Here is a 1,513-nt window from a genome sequence, read left to right on the forward strand (position 1 = left end):
AGAAGGTATCGATTACTTTACGCATTCCTTTATTTCAGGCAAAAGAAATGACCTTACCGCAGCAGAATATCGCTTCGGCAAGGCCAACTAGTTTTTATTATTTAATGTGTCAACTTGACAGGGTACATTACCAACATTTTCTTTAGTTTCTTCTTTTATTAGTTATTTGCTTGTCTTCGATTATTATGATTCAAGACATAACGGCGAATTAAGTCAAGAACTTCCCGATTCTGCGGTAATGCTGAATGTTGGGCTAATTTCCCAGTAACTGTGACCTGAGTATAGTGTTTTACGATTCCTTGATAAATATACTTCCCCGCAAGGACACTACTGAGCGGAACCAGTCCATCTTCAACATAGTTTTCCGAACCCGCCACGGTGATATTGAAAATCTGACGACCCAGCTGGGCGTTTGCCTGGTCAGTAAAAACCTCTTCCAACAATCTCGCTCCCTTCAATACCGTTGCAATAACGCAGTATTTAATAAAAGCCCGCCAAATTAGCATTTAGCGAGCTTAGGCGGGGACATCTAACAGCGTTAATTGAACTACCCATATGCTCTACCTATCTGAGCTAAGGATACACCTAAATTATAACCAAGATTGATCGCTACAACGATGCCCACTAAGGAAGGACTATACCAAAACCACCTTTCCTCGCAAGCCGTTTTCCTGTCTAGTGAATGATAAAATATCATTTTTCTTAAAAAGTCAACAAACTAATCACTAAGTAATTCTACCTGCTTCCTGCCCTTCACGGCGTGGCAGATCAGGCCAAGGATCAAGCCCGCAATCCCAAAGGTCAGCCAGCCAAAACCGAGGCCGAAGAATGGGAAGTAGTGCTGGGCAAAGCCGAGAAGCGCCTGCAACAATTGACTTTCGTGCAAGCCTGCCGGCAGCGCATTTAGCATATCAAAGAAGGCTGGAATCAGGGTTAGGCCGGTCGTGATCCGGTAAACAAGCCGGTCCTGCTTAAACAGCGGGGAAAGCAAGCCCAAAATAATTAAGGTGATTGCCAGCGGGTAGAGGAACATCAGGATCGGGGTTGACCAGGCAATGATCTGGTTAAGACCCAAGTTAGCGAACAGGAATGACAGACCACAATTGATCCGTAAAAATGTCCGGTAGGAAATCTTCGGGAAGCGCCGGTGGAAGTCTTGAGAAAAGGCAATTACCAGCCCCATGGCGGTACTCATACAGGTAACCGTTGCTAAAGTTGCCAGGATCGCATCCCCAGCGGTTCCCAAGTAGTAATGCGAAATCTGCGCAAGCGTAATCCCACCATTTAGCGCGGGCTTAAACTGGTGCAAGCTGGTGGCTCCCAGCCAAATCAGGGCCAGGTAGATAATGGCCACTCCAGCGATTCCAAAGAAACCGCTCTTCGCCGTTGAAGTGCCCTAGAATTGTTAGACACGAATCTAACAATTCTGGGGTATTTTTATGTCTAAATATTCATATCAATTTAAAGTTAGAGCAGTTCAAGACTACTTGAACAAAAGTCATGACTATTCATT

General features: G+C 44.9%; 1 protein-coding gene and 2 pseudogenes. 1 reads left to right on the forward strand and 2 read right to left on the reverse strand.

The window, feature by feature from the left end; genetic code table 11:
• Window positions 1–91: pseudogene (locus C1710_RS08490) on the forward strand (IS3 family transposase); the annotation flags it as partial.
• Window positions 92–158: 67 nt separating this feature from the next.
• Here the strand turns inward: C1710_RS08490 and C1710_RS08100 are convergent.
• Window positions 159–506: an alpha/beta hydrolase gene (locus C1710_RS08100; RefSeq protein ID WP_408065708.1), complete on the reverse strand. Its 348-nt coding sequence runs from the start codon at window positions 504–506 to the stop codon at window positions 159–161.
• Window positions 507–718: 212 nt separating this feature from the next.
• A pseudogene (locus tag C1710_RS08105) lies at window positions 719–1,390 on the reverse strand (branched-chain amino acid transport system II carrier protein); the annotation flags it as partial.
• Window positions 1,391–1,513: the final 123 nt, after the last annotated feature.

It is taken from the genome of [Lactobacillus] timonensis (assembly GCF_900240275.1).
Lineage (GTDB): Bacteria > Bacillota > Bacilli > Lactobacillales > Lactobacillaceae > Limosilactobacillus > Limosilactobacillus timonensis.

Bases quoted from the DNA above. Each gene is read 5' to 3' on its own strand.
- C1710_RS08100 (WP_408065708.1), bottom strand. From the start codon at position 506: ATGCTAATTTGGCGGGCTTTTATTAAATACTGCGTTATTGCAACGGTA.